The sequence below is a fragment of the Streptomyces lydicus genome (assembly GCF_004125265.1).
GTDB lineage: Bacteria > Actinomycetota > Actinomycetes > Streptomycetales > Streptomycetaceae > Streptomyces > Streptomyces lydicus_C.
In genome coordinates this window covers 4647334-4673589 of the sequence record NZ_RDTE01000003.1, presented here as the reverse complement: position 1 = coordinate 4673589, position 26256 = coordinate 4647334, and the positions used below count along the sequence as shown (strand labels likewise).

26 protein-coding genes, 2 pseudogenes and 1 riboswitch are annotated in these 26256 nt (G+C 72.5%); of the genes and pseudogenes, 12 read left to right on the top strand and 16 right to left on the bottom strand.

Annotated elements, in window-relative coordinates; all coding sequences use genetic code 11:
* Positions 1–266: 266 nt before the first annotated feature.
* Complete coding sequence (locus D9V36_RS22920) at positions 267–1508, top strand: helix-turn-helix domain-containing protein (protein ID WP_241720990.1); 1242 nt, start codon at positions 267–269, stop codon at positions 1506–1508.
* Positions 1509–1616: 108 nt separating this feature from the next.
* Here D9V36_RS22920 and D9V36_RS22915 read toward each other — a convergent pair whose 3' ends face one another.
* On the bottom strand, positions 1617–2183 hold the full coding sequence (locus D9V36_RS22915; protein WP_164993008.1) for a 4'-phosphopantetheinyl transferase superfamily protein: 567 nt from the start codon (positions 2181–2183) through the stop codon (positions 1617–1619).
* Positions 2184–2788: 605 nt separating this feature from the next.
* On the bottom strand, positions 2789–3052 hold the full coding sequence (locus D9V36_RS22910; RefSeq protein ID WP_129295431.1) for an acyl carrier protein: 264 nt from the start codon (positions 3050–3052) through the stop codon (positions 2789–2791).
* 372 nt (positions 3053–3424) lie between these two features.
* On the opposite strand from D9V36_RS22910, the gene fabI reads away from it, so the two are divergent.
* From fabI to D9V36_RS22895, 3 genes are read left to right on the top strand one after another with little or no spacing between them, the layout of a single operon-like run.
* Positions 3425–4195, top strand: a complete 771-nt coding sequence (gene fabI / locus D9V36_RS22905; protein ID WP_129295430.1) for an enoyl-ACP reductase FabI — start codon at positions 3425–3427, stop codon at positions 4193–4195.
* A 6-nt stretch (positions 4196–4201) separates the two neighbouring features.
* Positions 4202–4720: a MaoC family dehydratase gene (locus D9V36_RS22900; protein ID WP_129295429.1), complete on the top strand. Its 519-nt coding sequence runs from the start codon at positions 4202–4204 to the stop codon at positions 4718–4720.
* Complete coding sequence (locus D9V36_RS22895; RefSeq protein ID WP_129295428.1) at positions 4717–6240, top strand: class I adenylate-forming enzyme family protein; 1524 nt, start codon at positions 4717–4719, stop codon at positions 6238–6240. Before D9V36_RS22900 ends, D9V36_RS22895 begins: the two co-directional genes overlap by 4 nt.
* A 377-nt stretch (positions 6241–6617) precedes the next feature.
* Here the strand turns inward: D9V36_RS22895 and D9V36_RS22890 are convergent, their stop codons facing one another.
* Positions 6618–7148: a DUF6344 domain-containing protein gene (locus D9V36_RS22890; RefSeq protein ID WP_129295427.1), complete on the bottom strand. Its 531-nt coding sequence runs from the start codon at positions 7146–7148 to the stop codon at positions 6618–6620.
* A gap of 366 nt (positions 7149–7514) precedes the next feature.
* Here D9V36_RS22890 and D9V36_RS22885 point away from each other — a divergent pair.
* Positions 7515–7613: pseudogene (locus D9V36_RS22885) on the top strand (ABC transporter ATP-binding protein); the annotation flags it as partial.
* Positions 7614–7710: 97 nt separating this feature from the next.
* Here D9V36_RS22885 and D9V36_RS22880 read toward each other — a convergent pair.
* The 4 genes from D9V36_RS22880 to D9V36_RS22865 all read right to left on the bottom strand — a co-directional run bounded on the left by D9V36_RS22880 (position 7711) and on the right by D9V36_RS22865 (position 10208).
* Positions 7711–8148: a DUF5994 family protein gene (locus D9V36_RS22880; protein WP_129295426.1), complete on the bottom strand. Its 438-nt coding sequence runs from the start codon at positions 8146–8148 to the stop codon at positions 7711–7713.
* Complete coding sequence (locus D9V36_RS22875; protein WP_129295425.1) at positions 8145–9131, bottom strand: acyl-CoA desaturase; 987 nt, start codon at positions 9129–9131, stop codon at positions 8145–8147. The genes D9V36_RS22880 and D9V36_RS22875 overlap by 4 nt, the downstream gene beginning before the upstream one ends.
* Positions 9128–9421, bottom strand: coding sequence for a hypothetical protein (locus D9V36_RS22870; RefSeq protein ID WP_129295424.1), 294 nt, complete (start codon positions 9419–9421; stop codon positions 9128–9130). Before D9V36_RS22870 ends, D9V36_RS22875 begins: the two co-directional genes overlap by 4 nt.
* A gap of 211 nt (positions 9422–9632) precedes the next feature.
* Positions 9633–10208 carry a TerD family protein gene (locus D9V36_RS22865; RefSeq protein WP_129295423.1) on the bottom strand — a complete coding sequence of 192 codons (576 nt, stop codon included), beginning with the start codon at positions 10206–10208 and terminating at the stop codon, positions 9633–9635.
* Positions 10209–10448: 240 nt separating this feature from the next.
* Between D9V36_RS22865 and D9V36_RS22860 the strand changes: the two genes are divergently transcribed.
* The 4 genes from D9V36_RS22860 (at position 10449) to D9V36_RS22845 (ending at position 14029) form a co-directional block, all read left to right on the top strand.
* Positions 10449–10979, top strand: coding sequence for a BlaI/MecI/CopY family transcriptional regulator (locus tag D9V36_RS22860; protein WP_129295422.1), 531 nt, complete (start codon positions 10449–10451; stop codon positions 10977–10979).
* A 3-nt stretch (positions 10980–10982) separates the two neighbouring features.
* Positions 10983–11948, top strand: a complete 966-nt coding sequence (locus D9V36_RS22855) for a M56 family metallopeptidase (protein ID WP_129295421.1) — start codon at positions 10983–10985, stop codon at positions 11946–11948.
* 143 nt (positions 11949–12091) lie between these two features.
* Positions 12092–12346, top strand: coding sequence for a hypothetical protein (locus tag D9V36_RS22850; protein ID WP_241720989.1), 255 nt, complete (start codon positions 12092–12094; stop codon positions 12344–12346).
* Between the two features lie 354 nt (positions 12347–12700).
* Positions 12701–14029, top strand: a complete 1329-nt coding sequence (locus tag D9V36_RS22845) for an LCP family protein (protein WP_129298613.1) — start codon at positions 12701–12703, stop codon at positions 14027–14029.
* Between the two features lie 71 nt (positions 14030–14100).
* Here D9V36_RS22845 and D9V36_RS22840 read toward each other — a convergent pair whose 3' ends face one another.
* Positions 14101–14373, bottom strand: a complete 273-nt coding sequence (locus D9V36_RS22840) for a DUF1876 domain-containing protein (protein ID WP_206739718.1) — start codon at positions 14371–14373, stop codon at positions 14101–14103.
* Between the two features lie 250 nt (positions 14374–14623).
* A complete protein-coding gene (gene cobN, locus D9V36_RS22835; RefSeq protein WP_129295419.1) occupies positions 14624–18235 on the bottom strand; it encodes a cobaltochelatase subunit CobN in 3612 nt (1203 codons plus the stop codon).
* Between the two features lie 56 nt (positions 18236–18291).
* Positions 18292–18364, bottom strand: a riboswitch (cobalamin riboswitch).
* Between the two features lie 318 nt (positions 18365–18682).
* Here cobN and cobG point away from each other — a divergent pair.
* The 3 genes from cobG (at position 18683) to D9V36_RS22820 (ending at position 22531) form a co-directional block, all read left to right on the top strand.
* On the top strand, positions 18683–20113 hold the full coding sequence (gene cobG / locus D9V36_RS22830; RefSeq protein ID WP_241720988.1) for a precorrin-3B synthase: 1431 nt from the start codon (positions 18683–18685) through the stop codon (positions 20111–20113).
* 76 nt (positions 20114–20189) lie between these two features.
* Positions 20190–20867, top strand: a complete 678-nt coding sequence (locus D9V36_RS22825) for a precorrin-8X methylmutase (RefSeq protein WP_129295418.1) — start codon at positions 20190–20192, stop codon at positions 20865–20867.
* On the top strand, positions 20864–22531 hold the full coding sequence (locus tag D9V36_RS22820; RefSeq protein ID WP_129295417.1) for a precorrin-2 C(20)-methyltransferase: 1668 nt from the start codon (positions 20864–20866) through the stop codon (positions 22529–22531). Before D9V36_RS22825 ends, D9V36_RS22820 begins: the two co-directional genes overlap by 4 nt.
* 83 nt (positions 22532–22614) lie before the next feature.
* On the opposite strand, the gene D9V36_RS22815 is transcribed toward D9V36_RS22820, so the two are convergent.
* The 7 genes and pseudogenes from D9V36_RS22815 to D9V36_RS22775 all read right to left on the bottom strand — a co-directional run bounded on the left by D9V36_RS22815 (position 22615) and on the right by D9V36_RS22775 (position 26244).
* Positions 22615–23424, bottom strand: coding sequence for a hypothetical protein (locus D9V36_RS22815; RefSeq protein ID WP_129295416.1), 810 nt, complete (start codon positions 23422–23424; stop codon positions 22615–22617).
* Positions 23425–23469: 45 nt separating this feature from the next.
* The gene (locus tag D9V36_RS22810) at positions 23470–23982 is read right to left on the bottom strand and encodes a hypothetical protein (RefSeq protein WP_241720987.1); all 513 of its coding nucleotides are present in this window, start codon (positions 23980–23982) and stop codon (positions 23470–23472) included.
* Between the two features lie 229 nt (positions 23983–24211).
* Positions 24212–24298, bottom strand: a pseudogene (locus D9V36_RS43100) (DUF397 domain-containing protein); the annotation flags it as partial.
* A 94-nt stretch (positions 24299–24392) separates the two neighbouring features.
* Entirely contained in the window at positions 24393–24590 is a 198-nt protein-coding gene (locus tag D9V36_RS22800) for a DUF397 domain-containing protein (protein ID WP_129298609.1), read from the bottom strand.
* A gap of 959 nt (positions 24591–25549) precedes the next feature.
* Positions 25550–25780 carry a DUF397 domain-containing protein gene (locus D9V36_RS22785; RefSeq protein WP_129295415.1) on the bottom strand — a complete coding sequence of 77 codons (231 nt, stop codon included), beginning with the start codon at positions 25778–25780 and terminating at the stop codon, positions 25550–25552.
* 22 nt (positions 25781–25802) lie between these two features.
* Entirely contained in the window at positions 25803–26012 is a 210-nt protein-coding gene (locus tag D9V36_RS22780; RefSeq protein WP_129295414.1) for a DUF397 domain-containing protein, read from the bottom strand.
* A gap of 22 nt (positions 26013–26034) precedes the next feature.
* A complete protein-coding gene (locus D9V36_RS22775) occupies positions 26035–26244 on the bottom strand; it encodes a DUF397 domain-containing protein (RefSeq protein ID WP_129295413.1) in 210 nt (69 codons plus the stop codon).
* Positions 26245–26256: the final 12 nt, after the last annotated feature.

Sequence of the window (26256 nt, the reverse complement as noted above, 5' to 3'; positions counted from 1 at the left end):
GGCGTCAAACCCCCAAGGCAACCTCTCATCTGTCGTAACCCTCCCGCCCGGATCACGGGAATGCCGCACTCCGAACGTGACAAAAAATGACTCCCGGCAGGGAGCCGAGTCGTTCACAAACGCCCCTGAGCAGGCCGGTGCCGAGTAGACTCGCGGTCATTGCGTTCCGTCTGTCCGCAGCGTCCGTGCCCCCGTCACCGTCCGTCCGCCCCACTCAACTGCGAGCGATTTTCTTGACGATTGAGCAGCCTGCTTTCGGTAAGCGAGTGCGGGAGGTCCGGCGCTCTCAGGGTCTGTCCCAGGGGGACCTCGCCGGGGACGATCTCTCCCCCAGCTATGTCTCGCTGGTCGAGAACGGCCGCAGAGTCCCCGGCACCAAGATCGCCCGGTCCCTCGCCCAGCGCCTCGGCACGACGGTCGAGGCACTGTGCGCCACCGATGAGCCCGGCGACCGGCTGACCCGGCGCCTGGGCCTGGTCGGCCAGTTGGTGGCCGCCCGGTCCAGCCAGCTGGCCGGTGACTGGCCGGCCGCCCGGCGGCAGCTGGAGTCCGTGGTGGAGCAGGCCGGCACCGGTCACGACGAGGTGCGCTGGGAGGCGCACTGGGAACTGGCCACCGTCCTCGGGCGGCTGGACGACCCGGCCCGCCACGAAGCGGCGCTGCGCCACCTCCTCGACGACCCGCTCACCCGCTCCGCGCCGGTGCTGCACGCCCGCGTCGCCGTCGAACTCGCCCAACTGCTGCGCGCCGCGGGCCGCCTCGCGGACGGGGCCCGCTTCGCCGAGGAGGCCGTCCGGCTCACCGGCGAGCTGGAGCCCGGCCGCCCCGAGCGGGCGCAGGCCCGCATGGCGCTGCTGTCGGTGTCCGTCGACAGCGGGGAGTGGAGCCGCGCCGAGCAGCTCGGGGCGGAGCTGCAGGCGGAGGCCGCTCCCCTCCCGGCCGGTGAACTGCGGGCCGGCGCGCTGTGGGCGGTGGCCGGGGCGCAGTATCTCGGCGGACACCCGGAGCGGGCACTGGAGCTGCTGGCCGAGGCGGAGCAGCTGCTCGCCGCGACGGACGGTGTGCGGCTGCGGCTGCAACTGGCCCGCGCCCGTGCCCTGCTGGCCCTCGCCGCGGGCCCGCCGGACGAGGCCGACGCCCTGCTGGCGCGGGCCCGGCAGGCCGCCGCGCTCGTCGACACCCCGTCCACCAGGACCTGGCTCGCCGTCCTGGAGACGGCCGCGGCGCTGCGCCACCACCGGCCGGCGGCGGCCGCCGAGCACGCCCTCGCGATCGATCCCGACGCCGCCGGGCTGACGCCCCTCGACCGTGCCCGCGCGCTGCTCCACCTCGCCCGCGCCCACCGCGCGGACGGCGGCGCGGAGGCCGCGGAGGCCGACTTCAAGGAGGCCGCCGAGGGCTACGAGCACGCCGGCGCCTTCCGGCTGGCGCTGGAGAGCTGGCGGGAGCTGAGCTCCGGCGGCCGTACGGGCGAGGGGCCTGATCCGCATGCGGTGCTCATGCCGTAGTGGCGTCCGGGGCGTAGGAGCAATGTCCGGGGCCTGGGCGCGATGTCCGAGGCCCGGGGGAGTCTCCCGCCAGTCGCCCCCTTTGGTCGTTGCCTCACGGCGTCCTCTCTAGGCGTCCCACCAGGCGCTGCCCGCCTCGGCTGTCGCGTCGCCGTGGGTGCCGGCGGGCGCGCACGACCGGTTCGCCCGCCAGATCCGGACCCCGGGTGCCGGGGCCGAGGTCGCCGCGCAGGCCACGGTCTGCGGACCCGCGGGCAGTTCGCGGACGTACGCCGTGCCGCCGGGGCCCGCGGCGGATCCGGGGATCACGATCTTGCCCTCCCGCGCACCGCTCAGCGCGTCGATCGCGTCGGCGGCGGCCAGCTCGCCGCGGCCGGTCAGCCGTAGCGCCGCTTCCTTACGGGTCCACAACCGGGCCAGCCGCCGGCCCCGCCGGCCCGCCGGGGCCTCTTGGACGTAGTCGCGCTCCGACGGGGTGAAAGGGAGCAGCAGTTCGCTGACGGGTCCACGAGGGACGGTGTGCACGGACAGCGCCACCGGGAGGTCCCTGATCAGGGCCAGGAAACGCCGGCCCGTGTCCGCACCGGCGTCGAGACAAAGACGGGTGCCCTGCCGCCGGCCGGCGGCGGCGGGCGGTTCGGCACACACCGGCCGTCCGAAGCCGTCCCGGGTCACCCGAATATCACCGGGAGAACAATGCAGCAGCCGGCCCAGAAATGCCGTTAAACAGTAGGGCTGTCGAATGTCAACGGGTACGTTCGAGAATATATGCAGAAAACCGTCGGTTAATTCTGAAGAACGGGACGGGTCCCAACACGCCTCCGCTTGGGGTGCGTTGGCCGTGCCACCGTCATGGTTGAGCGAATGCGCGCCACAGGAACGCTGGTCCCCCCGCATAGATCCCCTCGCACCATGTCTCCTTTCCGGACGGTCACATCCAAGAAAGCAGTGCTCTGAGTCGATTTGATTTACACCCCGGAGATCTTCAAGATATCCCTGGTCTATGCCTGCGTCAACAAGCGACGACCGAAAATCAACTTCGTTTTACCCGAGGGCATTACGAGATTTCGCCACCGTGCGGCCCGGAGCGAGGCGGTGAGCCCCGGGTGCCCGCAAGCCGAGGGCCGGCCGCCCTTGAGCGCGCAGGAATCTGACTGCTATTCACCTCCTTTGCGAAGGTGCCTTCTTCTGCGGGCGCCACGTTCACGGGCTCCTCCGTGCGCGGGTGCGCTTCTGCCGGTGCGGCAGGGCCGGCAGAAGCGCACGGCCGGCGGCCGCGCTCAGGACGCCGCCTGCTTCTCCACCCGGATCACTATGTCCAAAACCGTGCGCATGTCCTTCATCTCCTCTTCGGGCAGCTCGATCCCGAAGCGCTCCTCCGCCACGACGATGACCTCGGCCATCGCGAGCGAGTCCACATCCAACTCCTCGACCAGGGACTTCTCTTCGGTCACCTCGGCCGGCACCACGCCGGCCACCTCGTGCAGGATCTCGGCGAGCTGCGCAACGATCTCTTCGCGGGCCGGGACGGTCGGGACGGTCATAACGGTCACCTCTCTGTGGAGTACGGGGTGGCGCAGGGTGGAGGGGCGGCCCGGAGGCCGTACGGAGCGGCCGCGGCCCGGTCGGCGGCCTGCCGCGGGGCGGGGCCGGGGCCGGAGCCGGGGCGGGGGCCGGGGTCGACCGACGACGCGGCATCCCGGCGCCGGGGCCAGCACCGGGAAGTCCTGCGCGCCGGCGCCACGTCCGCGCCTCCATGACACCGGAGTCATTCTTTTGACTCCACTTGACTGTTCTAGTCAACTGGAGGTCCGATAGGTTGTCAATGACGGCCTTTCAAGACCAAGTCAGGACACAGCTTCTGAGTTGCCTTCAGTGACTCCGAAGTTCCGGGACGAGTCAGACGGAGGAACCGCATGAGCGGTCTGCTCGACGGAAAGCAGCTGGTCATCACGGGTGTGATCACCGAGAGCTCGATCGCCTACGCGGTGGCACGCCTCGCCCAGGAAGAGGGCGCCAAGATCGTCCTCACCGCCTACGGACGGCCGAGTCTGGTCGCCAGGCTCGCCCGGCGGCTGCCGGAGGAGCCCCCGGTGGTGGAGCTGGACGTCACGGACGAAGAACAGCTCGGCACCCTCGCCGACCGCGTCGGCGCCCACCTCGACGGCCTCGACGGCGTACTGCACTCCGTCGCCAACGCCCCCGCCGGCTGCCTGGACGGCGGCTTCCTGACCGCGCCGTGGCGCGATGTGTCCGCCGCCCTGCACACCTCGACGTACTCCCTGGTGGCGCTGGCCATGGCCTGCCGGCCGCTGCTCCGCCCCGGGTCGAGTGTCGTCGGCGTCGACTTCGACGCCTCCCGCGCCTGGCCCGGCTACGACTGGATGGGCGTCGCCAAGGCCGGACTCGAGGCCTGCTCCCGCTATCTGGCGCGCGACCTCGGGGGCCAGGGCATACGGGCCAACCTCGTCGCGGCCGGCCCGCTGCGCACCCTGGCCGCGCGCGGGATCGGCGGCGACGGCCCGTCCTTCGAGAAGAGCTGGTCGGCCCGCGCCCCGCTCGGCTGGGATCCGCAGGACGCCGAACCGGTCGCCCGTACGTGTGTGGCGCTGCTCTCTGACTGGCTGCCCGCCACCACCGGCGAGATCGTGCACGCGGACGGCGGCCACCACATGATCGGCGACTGAGCGGCGATGCCGGAGAGAGCGGCGTCGGAGAGAGCGGCGACGGCGGACGGGGCGGCGGCGCCCACCACGCTGAGCTGCGGCCCGTACGCCATCGAGCGGCGGCGGATCGCCGCCTTCGCCGCCGCGCTCGGCGACCCCCACCCCGCGTACACGGACCCGGCCGCCGCCCGTGCCCTAGGCCACCCGGACATCATCGCCCCGCCCACCTACCTGGCCGCCCTCGCGGGCCACGCCGAAGACCAACTCCTGCGCCTGCAGCCGGCGTTCGTCACCACCGAGGGCGCCGTGCACCGCGCGCAGACGCTGCGCCATGCCCGCGCCGCACACGTCGGCGACACCCTGCACGCGACCGTGCACCTCACCACCACGGCCCTCGCCGGCCGCCCCCTCCTCACCCTCGACTGCGAGTTCCGGGACGAGGGTGGCGCCCGGGTGGCCACCACCACGTCCTCGCTGCTGTGCCCGGCCGCCGCACCGCGGCCCGCCCGGCGCCCGCTCGACACCACGGAATCGGACCACCCATGACCGACACCATCGCCCCTCCGGTCGCCGCCGCCCGCCTCGTCGACGGCACCGCGGCCCCGGCCGGCGACAGCACGGCCCCGCCGGACGCCACCGGCCGCCTCGACGGCCCGGCGCTCGGCCGCCGGATACGCACCACCGCACACGCCCTACGCCGGCTCGGCCTCCGCACCGGCGACCGAGTCCTGGTGCAGGGCGACAACAGCGTCGACTATGTCGTCACCCTGCTGGCCCTGATGCATGTGGACACCTCGCTCATCCCGCTGGACCACCGGCTCTCCGGCGCCGACGCCGCCGCGGCCGGCCGCCAGGCCCGGGCCCGCTGGCTGGTCACCGCCGCCGACCACGCCACCGGCTTCCCCGGCATCCCCGACCAGCGCGTCATCCACTACCCGCGACTGGCCGCCGACGCCCCGCCGCCCCCGCCCGGCGCCGTCGGCCTGGACCCCTGGTTCCGCCGCCCCGACGCCCTCGTCCTGTGGTCCTCGGGCACCACGGGACGGCCCAAGGGCATCATCAAGCCCGGCCGGGCCGTCCTCGACAACTCACTGCGCACCGTCCAGGCCATGGGCTACCGGGCGGACGACGTCCTCGCACCGCTGCTGCCCTTCTCACACCAGTACGGTCTCTCCGTCATCCTGCTGTGGTGGCTGGCCCGTTGCACTCTGCTGGTCACCCCCTACCAGCGGCTCGACGCGGCCGCCGGCCAGGCCGCGGCCCACGGCGCCACCGCCGTGGACGCCGCCCCGTCCACGTACCACTCGCTCCTCGGCGTGGTGCGTCGCCGCCCGGAGGTACGCGCCGGACTCGCCGGGGTACGGCTCTGGGGCGTGGGCGGCGCACCGCTGCCCGCGCCGCTGGCCGAGGCTTTCCACACGACAATGGGCCGCCCACTCCTGGACGGCTACGGTCTGACGGAACTCGGCAATGTCGCGCTGGCCACCCCCGACGCACCGCACGGCTGCGGGCGCCCGTTGCCCGGCGTACGGCTGCGCGTCATGCGCCCCGACGGCACCGCTGCCCAGGCGGGCGAGCTCGGCGGCATCGAGGTGCGCTCACCCGGGCTGATGGCCGGCTACCTCCAGGAGGACGGCTCGCTCACGCCGGTCGACCCGGACGCGTGGTATCCGACGGCCGACCTGGGCAGTGTCGACGCCGAGGGCACCGTGCGGGTGGTGGGCCGCAACCAGGCCGTGCACCGGCTGGGCTTCACGCTCTACCCCGAGAGCCTGGAACGCCGTGCCGAGGCCTGTGGCCGGCCGGTGAAGGTACTGGCGGTCGAGGACCAACGCCGTGGCAGTGCACTGCACTTCGTGGTCGCCGACCCCGGCGGGGAGGCTCCGCTCACCTGGCGCCGACGGCTCGCCGAACACCTCGCGGAGTACGAACAGCCCAATGCGGTCCATGTCGTCGACCACTTCCCGCTCACGGCCAACGGAAAGCCCGACACGCGTGCGTTGCGTGCGGAGCTCGGGCTGGAGCTGGGAGGGGGGCCGGGGACCGGTGCCCCGGTCGGGGGCTGAGCCGGGCAACTCCGGGTGGAAGGCGGGTGGTTCAGGTCTGCGGGATCCCCGGGAAGTCCGGGTGGTTCAGGTCTGCGGGTGTTCAGGTCGGGTGGTTCACGCCTGCGGGCGGTTGGTTCATGCCCGCGGATGAGTCAATCCTGCGGATGAGTCACGTCTGCGGATACATCAAGTCTGCGGATACGTCACGTCTGCCGTTGTTTCACGTGGAACATGTCGCTCTGCGCTGCCTCGTCGACACCGCTTCCTCGTCCACGACACTCCCTCGCCGACGTCCGTGTCAGCGTGGGCTCCGTGTGAGCGTTCGCCGGAGCTGTCATGCGTCGTTGCGCCCTTTTCAGGGCGGGGTACCGGCTTCAGAGCAGCTGCCGCCCGGTTCAGACGGCGCGAGCGGTGTGCACATGGCGGCGGGCCGCCGGAATGGCCGCGGGGCGCGCGTCCGCCTCGGCACCGGCGTCCGGTCCGGTACCGACCGGGGCCAGAGCCGAGTCCGGGGCGGCGAACTCGTCGGCCGTCGGCTCGGTGCGGGAGCGAAGGCGGGTGCGCAGACCGGGCGAGGTGCCATGGGCCTCGGCGCTGATGCGCTGCTTGATCGTCGGCGGCAGCTCGGGCCGGGCGAACATCCGCCGGGCGGGGCCGGCTTGGCAGTACAGCGGTACGGCGCGCGGGGCGGGCACGGCAGGGGTTCCCGTCCCTGGACCGCGGTCCGGTGCGGCGCAACTCACCGCCTCCGGCGCCTCGGCCTCGGGGGCGTCGCTGCCCGCCTTCCCGTTGCCCAGGGTCCGCTCGTACAGTGCGGCATCCCGGCGCGCGGCCGAGGCCGTCGCGGAGACACCCAGTGCCGCCAGCAGCTTGCCCAGCATGGCAAGGCACACCGCCCAGAACTTCATGACCTTGGTCGCAGCCATGGCCCCTCACTTTCGGTCAGGATCTCCCCGAGAGATCCGTTGCATCTGCTTCGTTGTGCGTTCTCAGTTGCTGCGCCTCAGGCGCTTCACTTCGATTGCTTCGCTTCAGTTGCGCCGCTTCCGGTGCACCGCTTGGATGGCGTCGCTTCTGTTGCGTTTTCTTATGATGAGTACGCAATGGGAGGATTCACGGACCGACGCCCCCGGATCGGCGTTCTTCCGATGAACACCACCCGTACGCAGTAGCCACAGCCGTCGGACGGCAGGCCGGCGGCGGGCCGCAGCCGCCGGTCAACCGATCGGTTGATGCCGTTCCGAGCGGGTTGGGCGATGTGCCACCGGGTGCGCAGGGCGGATTCTCGCGTTATGGCAATCATCGAAGTCACCGGGCTGCGCAAGGTCTACGGGGGCCGGGCCGTGGTCGACGAGGTCTCCTTCGCCGTGGAAGAGGGAGAGATCTTCGGGCGGTGCCGTCGTTTCACGTGAAACGGCCGTGGCCTACTGCCCGTTGGGATGGGGCAGCCCCATGCAGCCCATGCAGCGCATTGGCCCTTGGGCCCGCTCAGGCCGGTGTCAGCTCCCCCGTGCGGGCCATTTCCGCCATCATGTGCACGGCCTCCGGTTCGGGGGTGCTGGGCGGGATGATCAGCAGGTCCCAGCGGCCGTGTCCGGGGGAGACCAGACAGATGGTGTCGGGGCCGGGGCGGCCGGTGGTTCGGCGGAGGCGGACGACATGGCCTTCGACGAGGGTGTGGGCGGGGAGGGCGGACCAGGGGGCGCCGTTCACCGTGGCGTGGGTGATCCGGGGCCAGTCGAAGGGGAGCGCGGCCAGCAGCTCGGGGAGTTCGGCCAGCAGGTCTGCCGAGTGGGGCCACCAGACACCGTCGATGCACCGCACCGTATCGGTGTGCGGGGCGATGGTCAGGCGGGCGACGAGCGGTGGCGTGTGAGGCGCGTGGTGGCGGGGAGGGGCCGCGTGGGGATCCCCTGCGGTGGTCATGCGGTGCTCCTGACGCGGCGGTCCGCCACCCGTGCCGGGTCGGGCCAGCGCACGTCCCGGACCCAGCCGAGACGTTCGAAGAGCCGGATGACGGCGGCGGACACATCGAGCTGACCGCGGTCGACGCCGTGCCGGGCACAGGTCGGGTCGGCGTGGTGCAGGTTGTGCCAGCTCTCACCGAACGACAGCAGGGCCAGGGGCCACAGGTTGGTCGCCCGGTCGTGGCGCCGGGTGCGGAACGGCCGCTCGCCGATGACATGGCAGAGCGAGTTGACGCTCCAGGTGACGTGGTGCAACAGCGCGATCCGGATGAACCCGGCCCACAGCAGGGCGGTCAGGGCGGTGACCCAGGAGCCGCCGAGCGCCCAGCCCAGCCCGAACGGCAGGGCGAGGGTGAGCAGGCACAGCAGCGGGAACGCCCGGTCGACCGCGCGGATCCCGGGGTCGGCGAGCAGATCGGGCGCATAGCGCCGGTGCGAGGTGGGGTCGTTGCCGAACAGCCAGCCGATGTGCGAGTGCACCAGTCCGCGCAGCTGACCGCGCAGGCTGGTGCCGTAGCGATACGGGGAGTGCGGGTCGCCGGGCCGGTCGGTGTAGGCGTGGTGACGGCGGTGGGTGGCGACCCAGTCGATGACATCGCCTTGGAAGCTGAGCGAGCCGGCGAGGGCGAGCGCGATACGCAGTGCGGGGGTGGCGGTATAGCTGCCGTGGGTGAGGCCGCGGTGGAAGCCGATGGTGACGCCCAGGCCGCTGATGACGTAGAAGACGGCCAGCAGAACGAGGTCGGTGAGGTGGACGACGCTGCCCCAGAGGAGGGGGATGGCGACGGCCAGGCCGACGAAGGGGGCGATGACTATGAGGGCGGTCACCGTGACGTACATCCGGCGGCCGGGCGTCGGCGTCGGCTCGGTGCCGCTGTCGGGGAACGGGGAGGTGCCGTCGTAGTCCGGTGCCGACGGGTCGCCTCGGGCGGTGGACGTCACGGGTCGCCACCTGCCTTGTCCGGTGGCGTCGGTGGGCCGGCCGCCGGTGGGCCCACTGCCGGCGATCCGGCCGTCGGCGGTCCGGGGTGGGCGTCGTCGTGATCGTCCGGGTGCTTGTGCTTCCGGTTCCGCAGCGACTGCTTCCAGTCCGCGTAGCGGTGGGGGGCCATCCGTCCGGTTCCCTGGGCGTTGACCCGGGCGATGAACAGCGCCCCCAGCGCTACCAGCGCCAGCAGCACGATCACGGTCCACAGAGTCTGCATGGTGCTCACCTCACCGAATGCGCGCATCCCCGGGCTCCCTGGGCGTCCCCAGGCACCCTCGGCGCCCTCGGCATCCTTCGGCGTTCCGGTGATTCCAAGGTACCCCGCGGGGGACCGGTACCTCCCGTTGTGGAGGGATATGGTCGAGAGGGCACGGGGGCCGGCCGGGTGCCCTCACCCGTCCCCGCACCCGCACCCGCCCCGCACCGGCGCCGGAACCGGCACCGGAGTCAGCGGCTCAGACGTTGACTCCGAAGTCCGCCGCGATGCCCGCCAGGCCGGATGCGTACCCCTGGCCCACGGCGCGGAATTTCCACTCCGCACCGTTCCGGTAGAGCTCACCGAAGACCATCGCGGTCTCGGTCGAAGCGTCCTCGCTCAGGTCGTAGCGGGCCAGCTCCGTCCCGTCCGCCTGGTTGACGACGCGGATGAAGGCGTTGCGGACCTGGCCGAAGCTCTGCCCCCGGCTCTCCGCGTCGTGGATGGAGACCGGGAAGACGATCTTGGCGACCTCGGCGGGCACCGTGGACAGCGTGACCTCGACGGACTCGTCGTCCCCCTCGCCCTCGCCGGTCAGGTTGTCGCCGGTGTGCCGCACCGAGCCATCGGGGCTGGTGAGGTTGTTGTAGAAGACGAAGTGGGCGTCGGAGACGACCTTGCCCGCCTCGGTGCACAGCAGCGCACTGGCATCCAGGTCGTAGTCCGCGCCCGTCGTCGTCCGTACATCCCAGCCGAGGCCGACCGTGACCGCGGTCAGTCCGGGCGCTTCCTTCGACAGCGAGACGTTGCCGCCCTTGGCCAGCGAGACTCCCATGGCTTCCCTCCAGGTGTTGCCTGCATTCCGGGTGAGCCTCAAAATCTACAGGAGTGTAGAAGTTAGCGGCCGGGGTCGGTGGCGTCCGGCGACGGTGCGAGCGGAGCGCCGTCGCGGAACCGGCCGCTCGGCGATCCGCCCGGACCCGGAGCCCTCGGCACGCCGCCCCGGTCCGGCCGCTCAGTAAGATGCCCCGACGTCCCGGCCGGCGGGACACCCGGAACGACGGGAGGCAACGGCATGGGCGGGAAGGCCTTCGGGAACTTCGGCGGCGCCGGACGGGAACGCGCCCGCAGACGGGGGCAGGGCCAGCTGGAGGCCCAGGTGCTGGCCGCGCTGCACCACGCGCCCGGGCCGGTCACCGCAGCCTGGGTACAGGAACGGCTCGGCGACGACCTCGCGTACACGACCGTGATGACGATCCTCTCCCGGCTGCACGCCAAGCAGGCCGTCACCCGCGAGCGGTCCGGCCGTGCCTACCTCTGGACCCCGGCCGCCGACGAGGCCGGGCTCGCCGCGCTGCGGATGCGCCGCGTCCTGGACGGCGAACCGGACCGGGACGCCGTACTCACCAGCTTCGTCTCCGCGCTCTCCACCCACGACGAGCAACTGCTGCGCACCCTCCTCGACCGCGAGGCGACAGAGGACCCCACGGCCGGCGAGAACCCCACGACGGCCGAGGACACCGCGACGGCCGACGGCCCCACGACGGCAGGCACCGCCACACCCCCCGCCCCACACCGCCCCTCGGACGAAGCGCGCGGAGGCTGACCGGTGGGCGTCTTCGTGTTCCTGCCGCTCGTCCTGCCGCTCACCGCCCTGCCGATCGCCCGGCTCGCCGAGCAGCACCTCCACCCCCGCGCCACCACCCGCCTGCTGACCCTGCTCGCCGCGGTGCTCGGCCTGTGCAGCACGCTGTGCCTGGGCCTGCTGGTGGTCGTCGGCACCGCCCAACTGCGCGGCAACCCACTGCCCGACGGCTGGTCGGACCCCCGGGTGCGGGCCGCGGTCCCGTTCGCCGAGGTCGCGGGCGTCGCCGCGATCCCGCTGCTGGCCGCCGCGCTCGCCACGTGCGGCGCGGCGCTGCGCCGGCACCGCCGCATCCGGGCCCGTACCCACCGTGCACTGAACGGGCTGCCGGCCGACGCCGATCCCGCGGTGCTGCCGGACGACGAGCCCTACGCCTACGCCGTGCCCGGCACCCCGGCCCGCCCCGGACGGCCCGCCAGGCCCGGCCGGGTCGCGGTCTCCCGCGGGATGCTGCGCAGCCTGGACGGCGACGAGCGGCGGGCCCTGTTCGCCCATGAGCGCGCCCATCTGCGCTGCCGCCACCACCGCTACCTGCTCGCCGTACGCCTGGCCGGCTGCGTCAACCCGCTGCTGCTGCCGCTGCGTTCCGCGGTCGCCTTCGCCACCGAGCGCTGGGCGGACGAGGAAGCGGCGCAGGTGGTCGGCGACCGGCGGCTGACCGCGCGTGCGGTGGGCAAGGCGGCGCTGGTCACCCGGTCCGCGCCGGAACCCGGGCTGGCGCACTTCGCGGCGCCCGAACCGGGGCCGGTGCCGCGCCGAGTGGTGGCGCTGCTCGGGCCCGTGCCGCCGGCCCGCCACTGGCCGCCGGCGCTGACCCCGGCCGGTCTGGCGGCCCTGGTCGCCGCGGCGGGCACGGCCGCCTCCGCCGTCTCCGCGCTCAACGCCGCGGTAGCGCTGTTCGTTGTTCTGAAGGCAGCAACGCCCCTCTAGGGGCACACTGACCCTTGACCCTCACGGGGCACGCACGGCGCACCCGCGCGGTGCGTACCTCGTACCGGGCAACTTCTACAACACTGTAGATCTTCCCGGTACAGTGGCGCGCACCTGTGCAACAGGCGCGGCCCGAGGGGGAGATGGCAACGAGGTGCGGACTCCTGACCTGGGACTGCCCGCCCCCTGAGGCGGAGGTGCGATGGGTTTACCAGCCGGTGGAGGTCCAATACCCGGACGGCACATGGGCATTGGGCCGGATCAACGCCTGGTGGACGGACGGCGCGGGCGAGCTGTGGTGCCGGCTGCGCACCCTGCCCGGCAGTGCGAGCGCGTGTCCGCAGTGGCTGCGTTTCGACCCCGAGTCCATCCTGCTGCTGCCCGGCACCGGCATCTGACCCGCCCTCCCCTGCCGCCACAGCCGACGCTGACACCACCGTCAGCACTGACAGCACCGTCAACGCCGCCGGCACCGTCAGCACTGCCGACTCCGTTGGCCGCCGCTGCCGTGCCCTCCCCCCTAGAGCACCGCTCGCCTCACCAGTATCAGAAGGACCAGAAGGGCCATCGGCGTGCATGACAGGCAGACGCACCAGCAGACGGCCCGGCGGGGCACCGGCGGCGCATCCGGAACGTCCCGCACCTCGGGAGGGACGTCCCGCACCACTGACGGAACTGCGCGTACCACCCGCAGAAGGCCCCGTAGAGCCGGCGACGCCTCCGGTACCGCGGCCGGTACGGGCAAGCTGCGGATGACCCGCCGCGGCCGCATCCTCGCCTGGACCGGTGGCGTGCTCGGCGTGCTGCTGCTCGGCACGGCCGGCGTCGGGGCGTGGGTCTACCAGCAGCTGGACGGCAACATCCACGGCGTGGACATCGGGGTCGACGGCGCCCGGCCGGTCAACCTCAGCCCCGGCTCCAAGAACATCCTGGTCGTCGGCTCCGACAGCCGCGCGGGTGCCAACGCCAAATACGGCAGGAACCTCACCACCATGCAGTCGGACACGCTGATGGTGCTGCACATCGCCGCCGACCGTAAGTGGGCCACCGCGCTGTCCTTCCCCCGCGACTCCTGGGTGCAGATCCCCGCCTGCACCCGGGGCAACGGCTCGAAGTCGTCCCCGCACCACTTCAAGATCAACGAGGCGTTCTCGATCGGCGGTGACTCCGGCGACATCCGCAAGGCCGCGGCCTGCACCATCAAGACCGTCGAGAAGAACACCGGCCTGCGCATCGACCACTTCACCTCGGTCGACTTCCAGGGCTTCAAGGGCATGGTCAACGCGCTGGGCGGCATAGAGGTCTGCCCCAAGCACGCCATCCACGACAAGAAGGCCCATCTCGACATGAAGGCGGGCTGCCAGAACGTCCAGGACGAGAAGGCGCTCGGCTACGTCCGCACCCGCTACAGCGTCGGCGACGGCTCCGACCTCGGCCGCATCGGCCGCCAGCAGGAGTTCATGAAGGCCCTGGGCGCCAAGGCCCAGTCCAAGCTCACCAGCCCCGGCGAGCTCTACGGCTTCCTGGACTCGGCCACCAAGTCCCTCACCACCGACAGCGCCCTGGCCGGTATCAAGCCGCTCTACGACCTGGCCGCGACCGTCAAGGACATCCCCACCGACCGCCTCACCTTCCTGACCGTCCCCAACTACTACCGCGAGTCCGACGTCCCGACCGACAAGGCCAACGTCGTGTGGCAGTACCCGCAGGCCGGTCAGCTCTTCAGCGACCTCGCGCACGACCGCGAGATCGGCGCCGCCGGGAAGAAGAAGCTCGCCGAGGCCGCCAAGAACCCGGTCACCGCCCACTCCGTGCAGGTCCGCGTCCTCAACGGCACCGGCGTACCCGGCCGGGCCGCCTCCGCCGCCGACCAGCTGCGCAAGCTCGGCTTCACGGTCGTCGGCACCGGCAACGCCCCGGCGACGGACAAGACCACCGTCAGCTACCCGGCCGCGCTCAAGACGCAGAGCGAGGTGCTGTCCTCCCGCCTCCCCGGCACCAAGGCCACGGAGTCGGCCGGCGCGGCACCGGGCGCGGTGACGCTGACGATCGGACCGGACTTCCCGGCGGAGATGCCGTGAGGGATGCCCTGAGATGAGGGACGCCCTGAGAGCAGAGATGACCTGAGAACAGCGCCGCTCGCGCACGGGACTCAGGCGCGCAGGCGTTCCACCGGCCGGGCCGTGTGCACTTCGATGTCGTGTGCGGCGCGCTGCAGCAGCTGATGGCTGAGGTCCGACATCGCCCGTGACACCGCCAGCTCGTCCCCGATGGCCGGGACGTTCTCGTCGGCGGGGTTACAGCGGGCCTCCCCCTCGCCGACCAGCTGCCCGCCCTCCTTGCCGCGCAGCCTGGCCTCGGCCCGGACCTCGTTGTCGGTCTCGGTGATGCTGATCTCGGCGTTCCATGTCTTCGTGCCGGTCACCGGAAGCCTCCTCATCCGCCCAGGGGCAGCACAGCCACCGCCCCCACAAAAATCCTCGCACCGGCGCCCGCGGGCCGCACCCGGGGCAGAGCATCGCTGTGGGGCGGGCAGCACCGCGTGGGGCCGGGGACAGCGCCGCGGACCGGAGAGACAGCACGGCGAACAGCGAAGCCCGCCTGATACCGGATACCGCGGCATCGGGCGGGCCCCGGGCAGCGCGGCGGTGCTCCGCCGCCCGCCCCCGCGTCCGTCAGTCCTCCCCCTCCAGCTCCCCTTCGGTCTCCAGGAACGCCTGCCGCAGCGCCGCCAGCGTCTCGGCGTCCGGCTTCTCCCACATCCCGCGGGACTCGGCCTCCAGGAGGCGTTCGGCGATGCCGTGCAGGGCCCAGGGGTTGGCTTCCTGGAGGAAGTCACGGTTCTCGGGGTCGAGGACGTAGGTCTGGGCGAGCTTGTCGTACATCCAGTCCGCGACCACGCCCGTGGTGGCGTCGTAGCCGAACAAGTAGTCCACGGTGGCGGCGAGTTCGAAGGCGCCCTTGTAGCCGTGGCGGCGCATCGCCTCGATCCAGCGGGGGTTGACCACCCGGGCGCGGAAGACCCGGGAGGTCTCCTCGACCAGGGTGCGGGTGCGGACCGTCTCGGGGCGGGTGGAGTCCCCGATGTACGCCTCGGGGGCCTTGCCCTTGAGCGCCTTGACGGTGGCGACCATGCCGCCGTGGTACTGGAAGTAGTCGTCGGAGTCCGCGATGTCGTGCTCACGGGTGTCGGTGTTCTTGGCGGCGACCGCGATGCGCTTGTAGGCGGTCTCCATCTCGTCCCGGGCCGGGCGGCCTTCGAGACCGCGGCCGTAGGCGTAGCCGCCCCAGACGGTGTAGACCTCGGCGAGGTCGGCGTCGGTGCGCCAGTCGCGGGAGTCGATCAGCTGGAGCAGGCCCGCGCCGTACGTCCCCGGGCGGGAGCCGAAGATGCGGGTGGTGGCGCGGCGCTCGTCGCCGTGCGCGGCCAGGTCGGCCTGGGCGTGGGCGCGCACGAAGTTGGACTCCGCGGGCTCGTCCAGACCGGCGACCAGCCGGACGGCGTCGTCGAGCAGGCCGATGACGTGCGGGAACGCATCGCGGAAGAAGCCGGAGATGCGCAGGGTGACATCGATACGGGGGCGGCCGAGCTCGGCGAGGTCGATCGGCTCCAGGCCGTTGACCCGGCGCGAGGCGTCGTCCCATACGGGGCGGACGCCCAGCAGGGCCAGGGCCTCGGCCACGTCGTCGCCGCTGGTCCGCATCGCGCTGGTGCCCCACAGGGACAGTCCGACCGACTGCGGCCAGTCGCCGTTGTCGGTGCGGTAGCGCTCCAGCAGGGAGTCGGCGAGCGCCTGGCCGGTCTCCCAGGCGAGGCGGGAGGGGACGGCCTTGGGGTCGACGGAGTAGAAGTTCCGGCCCGTCGGCAGGACGTTGACCAGGCCGCGCAGCGGGGAGCCCGAGGGCCCGGCCGGCACGAAGCCGCCGTTCAGCGCGTGCACCGCGTGGTCGATCTCGTCGGTGGTGGCGGCGAGGCGCGGGACGACCTGGCGGGCGGCGAAGTCGAGGATGTCGGCGACCGCGGACGGGTGGTCCGAGGCGACACCGGCAACCGCCGCCGGGTCCCAGTCCGCGTCCTCCATCGCCTGGACCAGGCCGCGGGCGGTCTCCTCGGCCGCGTCGGCGGTCGTCCGGGTGGCCGCGGACTCGTCGAGACCGAGCGCCTCCCGCAGACCGGGCAGGGCGGAGGTACCGCCCCAGATCTGCCGGGCGCGCAGGATGGAGAGGACGAGGTTGACACGTGCCTCACCGGCCGGGGCGCCGCCCAGGACGTGCAGACCGTCGCGGATCTGGGCGTCCTTGACCTCGCACAGCCAGCCGTCGACGTGCAGCAGGAAGTCGTCGAAGCCGTCGTCGTCGGGGCGCTCGTCCATCCCCAGGTCGTGGTCGAGCTTGGCGGCCTGGATCAGCGTCCAGATCTGGGCGCGGATCGCGGGCAGCTTGGCCGGGTCCATCGCGGAGATCGCCGCGTACTCGTCGAGCAGCTGCTCCAGGCGCGCGATGTCGCCGTAGGACTCGGCGCGGGCCATCGGCGGGACGAGGTGGTCGACGAGGGTGGCGTGGACCCGGCGCTTGGCCTGGGTGCCCTCGCCGGGGTCGTTGACCAGGAAGGGGTAGACGAGCGGCAGGTCACCGAGGGCGGCGTCCGGACCGCAGGCCGCGGACAGGCCGGCGTTCTTGCCGGGCAGCCACTCCAGGTTGCCGTGCTTGCCCAGGTGGACCATGGCGTCCGCGCCGAACCCGCCGTCGTCCGCGGAAGCCGCGATCCAGCGGTACGCCGCCAAGTAGTGGTGCGAGGGCGGCAGATCGGGGTCGTGATAGATCGCGATCGGGTTCTCGCCGAAGCCGCGCGGCGGCTGGATGAGGATGAGGAGATTGCCGCGGCGCAGGGCGGCCAGCACGATGTCACCGTCGGGGTTGCGGCTGCGGTCGACGAACATCTCGCCGGGCGGCGGCCCCCAGTGCTCCTCGACGGAGTCCCGGAGCTCCTGCGGCAGCGTGGCGTACCAGCGCTTGTAGTCGGCGGCCGGGATGCGGACCGGGTTGCGGGCGAGCTGTTCCTCGGTGAGCCATTCCTGATCGTGGCCGCCGGCCTCGATGAGGGCGTAGATCAGCTCGTCGCCGTCGCCGGACTCCAGGCCGGGGACCGGCTCGGCGCTCTCATCGCCGAAGTCGTAGCCGTCCGCGCGCAGGCGGCGCAGCAGGGCCACGGCGCTGGCCGGGGTGTCCAGGCCGACCGCGTTGCCGATCCGGGAGTGCTTGGTCGGGTACGCCGACAGCACCAGGGCGAGGCGCTTGTCCGCGGCCGGGATGTGGCGCAGCCGGGCGTGCCGGACGGCGATCCCGGCGACCCGGGCGGCGCGCTCGGGGTCGGCGACGTAGACCGGCAGGCCGTCCTCGTCGACCTCCTTGAAGGAGAACGGCACGGTGATCAGCCGGCCGTCGAACTCGGGGACGGCGATCTGCGAGGCGGCGTCCAGCGGCGACAGGCCCTCGTCGTTCTCCTCCCAGGCGCTGCGCGGCCCGGTCAGGCACAGGGCCTGCAGGATCGGCACGTCCAGGGCGGCCAGCGCGCCCGCGTCCCACGACTCGTCATCGCCGCCGGCGGAGGCGTCGGCGGGCTTGCTGCCGCCCGCCGCGAGGACGGTGGTGACCAGGGCGTCGGCGGCCCCCAGCTCCTCGATCAGCTCCGGCTCGGGGGCGCGGAGGGAGGCCACGAACAGGGGCCGGGCCCGGCCGCCCGCCGCCTCGATCTGCTCGCACAGGGTCCGTACGAAGCCGGTGTTGCCGCTCATGTGGTGCGCGCGGTAGTAGAGCACGGCGATCAGCGGGCCGGTCGCGTTGCGGGGCTCCCAGTCCAGCGGACCCCAGCTCGGGGCGGGCTCCGGCGGCTCGAAGCCGTGGCCGGTCAGCAGCACCGTGTCGGACAGGAAGCGGGCGAGCTGGCCGAGGTTGGCCGGGCCGCCGTGCGCGAGGTAGGCGTGCGCCTCGGCCGCGATGCCGACCGGGACCGTCGACTGCTCCATGAGCTGGGCGTCGGGGGCCTGTTCACCGGTGAGGACCACGACCGGCCGGTGCTGGTCCTCGGCGAGCAGCACCTCCAGGCCCTCCTCCCAGGCGCGGATGCCGCCGAGGAGGCGTACGACGACGAGGTCACAGCCCTCCAGCAGGGCGGGCAGCCCGTCGACGTCGAGCCGGGCGGGGTTGGCGAGCCGGTACGGCACCGGGCCCGTGGCCGCGCGGGCACTGAGCAGGTCGGTGTCGGAGGTCGACAGCAGCAGAAGCATGCGAGCGCAGGCCTTCCTCGGGGTGTCCGCGCCCCGGGTGGTCGTAAGGACGGCGGGAGTTCCTGGCTCGCCCGGCAGCTGCCGGGTTCACAGTGGCGGGACCGCGCCGGATTCTCACCGGGCTTCCTCCCCGGGGCCGCAGCCCCTGCGCCGTCGCTGGCGTCCGGCGGGCCAGACGGCCCACCGACCTGAATGGTAAGGGGTGTGGGTTGGCTGGGTAAGCGGGCCTTGCGACGGGCTGCGGCGTGACGGGGGACGGGCATGCGGTGGGCCCGAGCGGAGGGTGGGCGGCGGGCCGGGCCGAGGGCGCACGGCGGCCGGGCGGAGGGCACGCGGCGGGCCGGCGGGAAGGCGCACGGCGGGCCGGGTGGGAGGCGCACGGCGGGCCGGGGGCCCGGCCGGATCCGGGCCGGATCGGCGCCCGCCCCCGTGGGTATGCTCGCGGCCATGCCGCCCTCCCCCTCGACACGGTCCCAGGCCGCCGCACCGCCGCGGCGCGACCGCGGTGACGCCTGCCCGGGAGCGCTGCGGCTGCACCAGGCCGCCGACGGCCACCTCGCCCGCATCCGGCTGCCCGCCGGAGATTTGACGGTGCGTCAGGCAACTGCGCTGGCCGACGCCGCGGACCTGCTCGGCGACGGTCACCTCTCCCTCACCTCCCGCGGCAACGCCGAACTCCGCGGCCTGGCGGAGGACTGTGGCGGCCACCTCGCCGCGCTGCTGCGCGACGCCGGCCTGCTGCCCTCCGAACGCCACGAACGCATCCGCAACATCCTCGCCTCGCCGCTGGCAGGACTGGACCGGCACACCCCTTCTGACGTGCGACGGTGGGCCCGTGAGCTGGACGCGCTGCTCTGCGCGAGCGAGTCCGCGACCGCCCTCTCCGGCCGTTTCCTGTTCGTTCTGGACGACGGGCGGGGCGATGTGGCGGCGCTCGGCGGGGATGTGAGCTTGCTCGCAGAATCGGCCGGGGACGGCGCCGGCCCGGCGGGCAGCGCCCTGCTGCGGGTCGGCGACGATCCGGCGGCGCTGCGGATCGCCGGCCCGGACGTACCGCAGGCCGCGCTCACCGCCGCCGAGGCCTTCCTGGCCGCCGCCGCGGCGAGCGGCAGCGGCGCCTGGCGGGTCCGTGAACTCCCGGACGGGCACCGGCTCACGGCCCGGGACGTGGCGGGGGCACTGCGCTCGGCGGGCATCGAGGCCGCATACGTGGCCGAAGCGCCCATATCCGCCCCCCGTACCTCTCCGCCGTACGCCCCGTCCTACGCCCCGCCGTACGCCGACTCCGCCGCCCCCGGCATCGTCGAGGGCCCCGACGGCGACCGGGCTCTCTCGGTCCTGGCCCCGCTGGGCCGGCTGACGGTGGCCCAGTGGCGGCTGCTGACCGCGATCGCGACCGATGACGGCTCCGGCGCCCTGCGCCTCACCCCCTGGCGCGGCATCGTCCTGCCCGGACTGCCGGCCGCCACGGCAGCGGGCCGGCTGGCGAAGCTCACCGCCGCCGGCCTGATCACCGACCCGGCCTCCCCCTGGCACCGCCTGGGCGCCTGTACGGGCCGCCCCGGCTGCGCCAAGTCCCGTACCGACGTACGCGCCGACGCCACGGCCGCCGTCGCCACCGGCACGACCGTCCCGGCCGAAGCACCCACCGGCTCCCCACCCTTGGACGCCCCCGTCCCACCCTTGAGCCTCCCCCTCACTCCCATGGGCGTCCCCGTCTACTGGTCCGGCTGCGAACGCCGCTGCGGGCACCCGCACGGCACCTGGGTCGACGTACTGGCGACGGCGGAGGGCTACCGGGTAGCACTGGTGGATCCGGACACCGCGCCAACCGCCGCACCAGCCTCCGCACGCACCGCGGCGCCCCCGGCCCCATGAGCCACCCCGAAGCCCCACGAAATACGTCGAAGTCCCATGAACTGCACCCACGTCCCATGAACTGCACCCAGGTCCCATGAACCGCCCGAGCCCGCCCGCACCCGACACCCCCGAGGCCAGAGTGACCGCGTTCGACTACGAGAAGGACGGGGCGGCGATCTACCGCCAGTCCTTCGCCACCATCCGCGCCGAGGCGGCCCTCGACGGCCTGCCCGCCGACGTCAGCCAGGTCACGGTCCGCATGATCCACGCCTGCGGCATGGTCGACCTGGTACGCGATCTGGCCTTCACCCCCGAGGTGGTGGCCCGCGGCCGCGCGGCACTGCGCGCCGGCGCGCCGATCCTCTGCGACGCCAACATGGTCGCCAGCGGCGTCACCCGTAAGCGGCTCCCGGCGGACAACGACGTGCTGTGCACGCTCACCGACCCCGCGGTCCCCGAGCTGGCCGCCCGGACCGGGACCACCCGCAGCGCCGCGGCCCTGGAACTGTGGCGGGACCGGATGGAAGGCGCCGTGGTCGCGTTCGGCAACGCCCCCACCGCCCTCTTCCGGTTCCTCGAAATGATCGAGGAAGGCGCGCCCCGCCCGGCCGCCGTCATCGGCATACCCGTGGGCTTCATCGGCGCCGCCGAGTCCAAGGACGCGCTGATCGCCCACCCGTCGAAGCTGGACCACCTCGTGGTGCGCGGACGCCGTGGCGGCAGCGCCATGGCCGCGGCCGCGATCAACGCCATGGCAAGCGAGGAAGAGTGAGCGTGAGCGAGCAGCAGGCAACCGGTGACGGCAGCGTCGCGGCGACGGCCGGCCCGGGCCGGCTCTACGGGGTCGGCCTCGGCCCCGGCGACCCGTCCCTCATGACGGTCCGGGCGGTCGAGGTCATCGCCGCCGCCGATGTCATCGCGTACCACAGCGCCCGGCACGGACGCTCGATCGCGCGCTCCATCGCCGCCGCGCACCTGCGCCCCGACCACATCGAGGAGGCGCTGGTCTACCCGGTCACCACCGAGTCGACCGACCACCCCGGCGGCTACCGGGGCGCGCTGGACGAGTTCTACGAGTCGGCGGCGGCCCGCCTCGCCGCCCACCTCGACGCCGGCCGCACCGTCGCCGTCATCTCCGAGGGCGACCCGCTCTTCTACGGCTCCTACCAGCACATGCACAAGCGGCTGGCGCACCGCTACCCGACCGAGGTCATCCCCGGCGTCACCTCCATCAGCGCCGCCGCGGCCCGCCTGGGCAAGCCGCTCGCCGAGGCCGACGAGGTCCTGACGATCCTCCCCGGCACGCTCCCGGAGGAGGAGTTGACCGCCCGCCTGGCCTCGACCGACACCGCCGTCGTCATGAAGCTCGGCCGTACCTTCCCCACCGTCCGCCGCGCCATGGAACGCTCCGGCCGCCTCCCCGAGGCCCAGTACGTCGAGCGCGCCACGATGTCCGGCGAGCGCACCGAGAAGCTGGCGGACATCGACGCCGAGACGGTCCCGTACTTCGCCGTCAGCGTCGTACCGAGCCGCATCGCGGATCTTCCGCCGGCGACGGCCTCGCCCGGTGCCTGTGCCGATGCCGGGTCCGATTCCGCTGCCACTGCCACTGCCGTTGAGACGCCCGCCTCCCCGACCACCGACGACGGGAAGGCGTCGACGTCGGCATCGGCATCCCCCGCCCTCCCCGGCGAAGTCGTGGTCGTCGGCACCGGCCCGGCCGGCCCCCTCTGGCTGACCCCCGAGTCCCGCGGTGCCCTCGCCGCCGCCGAAGACCTCGTCGGCTACACCACCTACCTCGACCGCGTCCCGCTGCGCCCCGGCCAGCGCCGCCACGCCTCCGACAACAAGGTCGAGTCCGAACGCGCCGAACTCGCCCTCGACCTGGCCCGCCGCGGCCGCCGGGTGGCCGTGGTCTCCGGCGGCGACCCCGGCGTCTTCGCCATGGCCACCGCCGTCCTGGAGGTCGCCTCCCAGGACCCGTACCGCGCGATCCCCGTACGGGTCCTCCCGGGCGTCACCGCCGCCAACGCCGCCGCCGCCCGCGCCGGCGCCCCACTGGGCCACGACTACGCGGTCATCTCCCTCTCCGACCGCCTCAAGCCCTGGGAAGTCATCGCCGAACGCCTGCACGCGGCAGCCTCCGCCGACCTGGCCCTCGCCCTCTACAACCCCGGCTCCCGCAGCCGCACCTGGCAGGTCGGCAAGGCCCGCGAACTCCTCCTGGAACACCGCGCCCCCGACACCCCGGTCATCCTCGCCCGCGACATCGGCGGCCCCGAGGAATCCGTCCGCACCGTCCACCTCACCGACCTCGACCCCACCCAGGTCGACATGCGGACGCTCCTGATCGTCGGCTCGTCCCAGACCCAGGCCGTACGGCGCGACGACGGCACGGAGGTCGTGTGGACGCCGCGGAGGTATCCGGAGGGGTGAGCCGGGGCTGCCCGGCACGCCACCGAGGGGCCTCGGCCCCTGAACACGCGCGTGGTGCGTGAGGCAGCCCCTACCCGCGGATCTCAGCCCTCCGAAGAGACCGTGAGGAGGATCAGGCCCGACAGTCCCGTCACCGCCCGGATCGAGTCCGCGAACACCTCCGTCGTCCACGCGGCCACGTCCGTGGACCACTCGCGCACACCGCAGCGGAAGGCGAGCACCCGGCGCAGGCCCTCGGCCTGCACCTGCCCGGCAAGCGGACCGGCGAGCCCCGAAGTCGTCGTGCCGGCGGGCTTCAGGGCCTCGACCGTCATGTGCCGGTAGGTGCGTTCGAGCGCCGCTTCACGGATCTCGGCGGCCCGCGCGGCGAGATTCGCCGACGGCAGTGCGGACACGGTGACCGTCAGCGAGGCCGCGCCGGACGGGTCGGCGAGGGCGAACCAGTCGGCCACCTCGGCGAGTTCGATGCGGGCGTCCCCGGCACGGTGCAGCGGCACCAAGGCATGCGTGCCGGTGAGGCGGACGGTGCCGACGCGGCGCAGCGCGTCCGAGAGGACGGTGATGACGGGCAGGATCGGGAGACGGCGGGCACGCTGCTTCGTGCCCGGGGTGTGCACCGGCCGCGGCAGCGACGACTGCAGCCAGGCCAGCTGGCGGACCTGGCCGTCCTGCGTCCAGTCGCCGTCCGCGTCGTTGTGGTCCCAGAGGTTGCCGGCCGGTTTGTCCGTCAGGGCAGTGGAGCTCCACGCGTAGGCGGCCGCCCGCTTCACGGCGAGGCTGAAGACATCCTCGTCGAGGTCGAACTCGTCGTTCACCCGGTCGATCCAGGGATACCGGTCCAGCACCCCGTGCAGTCCCACGATGAAAGTGGCGTCCGGACCGGTATCACTCATGGTCGTACTCCTGGATCAAGCGGAGGGAAGGGAAGAACTAGACAATCAGACGCCGCACTTGACCGTGACCGGCTTCGTGTAGGCCTTCTCCGGCGAGTCGGCCACGCCGATGAGGTCCACGTCGATCATGGTGCGCCACTGGTGCTTGCTGCTGTTCGCGCACTTCTTGCGCGCGACGACCCGACGTGCGCTGCCGCCGTTGCCGGACTTGAGGTTCTTCGCGTTCTTGGCGACCGAGTGCCACGTCCTGCCGGACTTCATCTGCAGCCAGATGGTGACCTTGGCCTTGGTGCCGGGGCCGCTGACGTGGGTCCACCAGGCGTGGGCGGACGCCGTACGCGGCGGGGTGCTCGAAATGTGCACGCGGTCGCCGTTGGTGATGAAGACGCCGGGGCCGTTCGCGGTGGCCGGCGCGGCCACCAGGGGAGCCGGCGCGGCTGTCGCGGGAGCCGAAGCGGCCATCGCGGGGGCGGCAGAGCCGCCGAACAGTGCGGTGGCCAGAGCCGCCGACGTGATGAGGGTGCGCATGCGCATGGTGTGGTGTCCTCCGTTGGTCATGATGCCGTGTGCGCAGGATGTGCCGACGGTGGACGGAGCTGACGCATTCATGTCATACCGGCCACACCGAATCCGCGCCGGTCAGCGCAGCCCTATGACATGACGTCAGTCCCGATGGAGCATCCCCGTGATCCCCGTTTCCCCCGTGGGCGGTCGGCAAGATCAACGCCGCCCGCGCACACCGCACGCTACGGGGGCCCACACGGTGGCGCAATCGCATTACGCTCCGTCAACATCCCTGCGATAAATCGGCCTTGACGGTGGCCATGAACGCCGACCACACCTCGGCCGGAAAGCGCAGCACCGGGCCTTCGGGGCTCTTCCCACAAGTGAGCCCAAGACAGCCGTGGCCGGAATGCCTCGGCCCCCGCCGCGTGGCGAGGGCCGGTTACTCAGGGTCTGCTGCGGGTTCAGGCAGGGAACCCCTCACCCTTGACGGCAGCGACGAACGACGACCAGCCGTTCGCGGAGAAGGTGAGCGCCGGGCCCTGCGGGTCCTTGCTGTCGCGCACGGGGACGGCGCCGGGGATGTTGGCAGCGACCTCGATGCACTGGCCACCGTTGCCGCTGTAGGAGGACTTGAACCAGCGGGGAGATTCGGTCGTCACGGGACACCCTTTCGCAACTGCTCGATCATGGCCATAGACGTCGCCTGCGACAACGCTTCTGTCTGCAACTGAAGCCTCCCGCGGCAGCACCGGCTCGATCCTCACCTCGACGTCCTCGGTTTCGACATCGAGCATGACGGCGATGGCCTCGCGGGCTGCCTCATCTGCCTTGTCGAGGCGCTTGGCCTGGCTGAACACCCCCGGAAGGTCCGGGACCTCAAGGGCCCACCATTCACCCGCGCGGCGCGCTGTCACACGGTAGGAAGTCATCGCCACCACCCTTCTCCGAGTTCCGGTTCGAGCGTCTTGCAGATGCCCTGACCGGTGAGTTCGTTGACTTCGGCGTGCTTGGGGATCACGACGCGAGTGTTGCCGCACACCCAGGTTTGGTGACTGCCCTTCTGGCGGACGAGGTCGAAGGCGACGCCCCGGGCTTTGTTCAGGCCCCGGCGGCCGCCTCCTCACGACGGCAGACCACACACCGGTCCGTGCCGTCCCACTCCTCCCACCCGAAGGCCGCCGGGCCGAAGGACGCGCCCTCAAGTTCTTCGCGCACCGCCACGCGATAAGCCCAGACGGCGTCGAGATACGGGGGGTAGGCGTCGTGGAACGCAGCGACGTCTGCCGGGCGCCCTCACCGACCACGCGCTGAAGACCGCGCAGCCGCTCGAACATCGCCTGCCCGGCGCCGGCGATGTCAGTCGTCGCGTCGATGAACAGCCGCTCACGCACCTCATGGATCCCGGCGTCACTCAGCGCCGCGCGGACGGCGGCGGCCGGGTCGGCCTTCGCCTCCGGGCTCTGCGCGATCTGCCGCAGCCGCGCATGCCCGACCCCGGCAGCGGTGATGAACTCGATGTACACCGCCCGCCGCCGGGCCTCACTGGTGCGTTCCCCCTCGCGGCGATGGCGCAGACGATCGGCGAGAACGGTCCCGGAGATCGCGATGACCCCACCGCTCAACGTCGCGAGAAGCGTTCCCCAGTCCATGCGTCCCCCTTCACAGTGGCGATGAAGGCCGACCAGGCCGCGGCCGGGAAGAGCAGCGCACCACCGGTCGGGTCCTTGCTGTCACGGACCGGGACGACGCCGGGGAAGCCTCCGCAGACCTCGACGCAGTTGGCGTCGCCGCCATTGCTGTAGCTGCTCTTGCGCCACTCGATGGCGGCCCGGTTCGAGACCTTCTTCACGGCTTGCGCCCTCCGTTTGTCCTCAGCTCAATTGGTTCACCTTGACTGTGGCTATGAACGATGACCACGCCTCAGCCGGGAAGAGCAGCACGCCGCCGGTCGGGTTCTTGCTGTCACGGACAGGGACAGCGCCAGGGACGCCGTCGGAGACCTCAACGCAGTTACCGTCACCCCCATCGCTGTAGCTGCTCTTGCGCCAAGCCACACCTGCCAGGTCGAGAATCGTCTCCATAGCTTCCTGCCCTCCAGTCACCTCAGCGGAGCCGGTCAGCCATCACGCCACCTATGAAGGCCGACCAGGCCTCGGTCGGAAACAGCAGCACACCACCGGTCGGGTTCTTGCTGTCACGGACGGGGACGGCACCGCGAAGGCTGTCGGAGACCTCGACGCAGTTGTTGTCTCCTCCGTCGCTGTAGCTGCTCTTACGCCACACGGTGGCAGTCAGATCAAGGACCGTCTTCATGGATTGCTGCCC

Bases quoted from the DNA above. Each gene is read 5' to 3' on its own strand.
- D9V36_RS22815 (WP_129295416.1), bottom strand. From the start codon at position 23,424: ATGAGTGATACCGGTCCGGACGCCACTTTCATCGTGGGACTGCACGGG.
- D9V36_RS22775 (WP_129295413.1), bottom strand. From the start codon at position 26,244: ATGAAGACGGTCCTTGATCTGACTGCCACCGTGTGGCGTAAGAGCAGC.
- D9V36_RS22880 (WP_129295426.1), bottom strand. From the start codon at position 8,148: ATGACCACCGCAGGGGATCCCCACGCGGCCCCTCCCCGCCACCACGCG.
- fabI (WP_129295430.1), top strand. From the start codon at position 3,425: ATGAGCGGTCTGCTCGACGGAAAGCAGCTGGTCATCACGGGTGTGATC.
- D9V36_RS22895 (WP_129295428.1), top strand. From the start codon at position 4,717: ATGACCGACACCATCGCCCCTCCGGTCGCCGCCGCCCGCCTCGTCGAC.
- cobG (WP_241720988.1), top strand. From the start codon at position 18,683: ATGCCGCCCTCCCCCTCGACACGGTCCCAGGCCGCCGCACCGCCGCGG.
- D9V36_RS22850 (WP_241720989.1), top strand. From the start codon at position 12,092: ATGGCAACGAGGTGCGGACTCCTGACCTGGGACTGCCCGCCCCCTGAG.
- D9V36_RS22890 (WP_129295427.1), bottom strand. From the start codon at position 7,148: ATGGCTGCGACCAAGGTCATGAAGTTCTGGGCGGTGTGCCTTGCCATG.
- cobN (WP_129295419.1), bottom strand. From the start codon at position 18,235: ATGCTTCTGCTGCTGTCGACCTCCGACACCGACCTGCTCAGTGCCCGC.
- D9V36_RS22825 (WP_129295418.1), top strand. From the start codon at position 20,190: ATGAACCGCCCGAGCCCGCCCGCACCCGACACCCCCGAGGCCAGAGTG.
- D9V36_RS22845 (WP_129298613.1), top strand. From the start codon at position 12,701: ATGACCCGCCGCGGCCGCATCCTCGCCTGGACCGGTGGCGTGCTCGGC.
- D9V36_RS22900 (WP_129295429.1), top strand. From the start codon at position 4,202: ATGCCGGAGAGAGCGGCGTCGGAGAGAGCGGCGACGGCGGACGGGGCG.
- D9V36_RS22810 (WP_241720987.1), bottom strand. From the start codon at position 23,982: ATGACCAACGGAGGACACCACACCATGCGCATGCGCACCCTCATCACG.
- D9V36_RS22865 (WP_129295423.1), bottom strand. From the start codon at position 10,208: ATGGGAGTCTCGCTGGCCAAGGGCGGCAACGTCTCGCTGTCGAAGGAA.
- D9V36_RS22910 (WP_129295431.1), bottom strand. From the start codon at position 3,052: ATGACCGTCCCGACCGTCCCGGCCCGCGAAGAGATCGTTGCGCAGCTC.
- D9V36_RS22860 (WP_129295422.1), top strand. From the start codon at position 10,449: ATGGGCGGGAAGGCCTTCGGGAACTTCGGCGGCGCCGGACGGGAACGC.
- D9V36_RS22870 (WP_129295424.1), bottom strand. From the start codon at position 9,421: ATGCGCGCATTCGGTGAGGTGAGCACCATGCAGACTCTGTGGACCGTG.
- D9V36_RS22780 (WP_129295414.1), bottom strand. From the start codon at position 26,012: ATGGAGACGATTCTCGACCTGGCAGGTGTGGCTTGGCGCAAGAGCAGC.